This is a genomic window from Ilumatobacter sp. (assembly GCF_049588435.1).
Classification (GTDB): Bacteria; Actinomycetota; Acidimicrobiia; order Acidimicrobiales; family Ilumatobacteraceae; genus Ilumatobacter_A.
The window spans coordinates 1-1,714 of sequence record NZ_JBAVYV010000094.1 but is presented as its reverse complement, the minus strand read 5'-3'; the positions used below and the strand labels follow the sequence as shown (position 1 = coordinate 1,714).

The window sequence follows — 1,714 nt, the reverse complement described above, 5'->3', positions numbered from 1 at the left end:
CACCAGCACCGTTTCCGATGCTGTCGATTCGATTCCGGTCGAGCGTCTCGGTGACATCGATCTCCCAGACCTTCCCGCCTTCGACGACGTCGTGTCGAACACCACCGATTTCGTGACCGAATCCGCCGTCGTGATCGGCGCAACGGGTGGTCGAATCGCCGGGCGCACCGTGCGGGCGGCGTGGCGCAATCGTGGGGTCATCGCGACCGCCGTCGTCATCGCGCTCGCCGTCGTCGGCCTCGCCGCTCTCGTGAACAGCCGCCGCGACTCCGATCCCGACCTCGACATCGCCTGATGACCGATCGTCCCGAATGACCGATTTCCCTGAATGACCATCCTCGAGGTGCGTGTCACGGACACGCACCTCGAAATCATCCCTCGGTCGACTGGTTCCAGTGCAGCGTGCGTTGCGGGAACGGGATCACGATCTCGGCGTCGGCGAGCGCGACATCGATCGCCAACCCGACCGAGCTGCGCGTGTTCCAGAACGTGGCGATCGATGCCTCGTGCCAGTACCGGACGACGAAGTCGACGCTCGATTCACCGAATCCGGTGAACAGCACCTCGGGTTCGGGAACCTCGCGGACCTCGGCGACTTCGCGCACCGCACGGTCGAGCACCGCGCGGGCAGCAGCGAGGTCCGTTCCGTACGCGACACCCACGGGGACGGTCGTGCGCCTCCCTCCGAGGGTCGTGTAGTTGTTGATGTCCGCGGTGATGACGGTCGCCGACGGGATCATGATCGACTCTCCGTCGGGCGTGTCGATCGTGACGAGGCGAGAGTCGATCGTGCGTACGGTCCCCTCGTGGTCGTTGATCGAGACCTGATCCCCGTAGGTGAACGGTCGCTTCAGCTGGAGCAGGATCCCGGCGACGAAGTTCTCGAGGATGTCCTTGATGGCGAATGCCAACGCGATCCCGAAGATCCCCAACGCGCCGAGGAGGGGACCGAGCGCGACCCCGAGGGCCTCGAGGGTGTAGATGAGTCCGACGATCAGCACCACGTACGAGCTCAGTCGAGCCAACAGCAGCGCGAGTGCCCCATCCATCCGCCGGCGAAGTCCACGCTCGACGAGGTACTTCAGCAACTGCGAGAGCAGGATCGCGACCACCAGGGTGATCCCGGCCGTCGCCCACGACCACGCGGTCAACCCATCGGTTCGAAGTGCGTCGACGAGCGCATCGCCGTCGCTCTCTGCTTGCAGTCTCATCAAGGGTCCCCTTCGGTCGGGTGGTACCCGCCGACACCCGAGCCGAAACGCTGAGGCCGGTCAGGCGGTCTGGGCGATCGGTGCCTGGGTCGGCTGGTCGCTGCCGCCCGCTGGCTCGACGGTGATCGCGAGGGCATCGTCACCGAGGCCCGATCCATCGAAGGCAACCGACACCCGGCCGTCGTCGTCGGGGCGGAAGACACCGACGGACTCGATCCCCGAGTCCTGCACGAGCCAAAGCTGATACGTCTCGGATTCGCCGACCGGTGCGACATCGAGGCCGTCGACGACGACCGCAGCCTCGTCGGGCGAGTACCAGGCCGTCAGGGATCCGGCGAGTTCGCCCTCGAAGGGCCGTTCCTGCACATCGGGGGCATCGAGTACCTCGGCGACGACATCGTCGTTGCTGCCCTCACCGTCGCGCACCATGACGATGCCGCCGACGGCGAACAGGGCCACCGCAGCGGCGGCCGCCAGCGGGAGCCACGGTCGCCGCCGACGTT

General features: G+C 66.6%; 3 protein-coding genes. 1 reads left to right on the top strand and 2 read right to left on the bottom strand.

Annotation, left to right across the window (positions count from 1 at the left end):
* A partial coding sequence (locus tag WBV89_RS03475; RefSeq protein ID WP_423979951.1) for a hypothetical protein occupies positions 1 to 295 on the top strand: 295 nt, incomplete at its 5' end.
* A gap of 76 nt (positions 296 to 371) precedes the next feature.
* Here the strand turns inward: WBV89_RS03475 and WBV89_RS03470 are convergent.
* Complete coding sequence (locus WBV89_RS03470; protein WP_423979950.1) at positions 372 to 1,211, bottom strand: mechanosensitive ion channel family protein; 840 nt, start codon at positions 1,209 to 1,211, stop codon at positions 372 to 374.
* A gap of 60 nt (positions 1,212 to 1,271) precedes the next feature.
* The coding region (locus WBV89_RS03465) for an anti-sigma factor (protein ID WP_423979949.1) at positions 1,272 to 1,714 on the bottom strand (443 nt) is incomplete at its 5' end.

Coding starts and splice junctions, on each gene's coding strand:
- WBV89_RS03470 (WP_423979950.1), bottom strand. CDS start 1,211: ATGAGACTGCAAGCAGAGAGCGACGGCGATGCGCTCGTCGACGCACTT.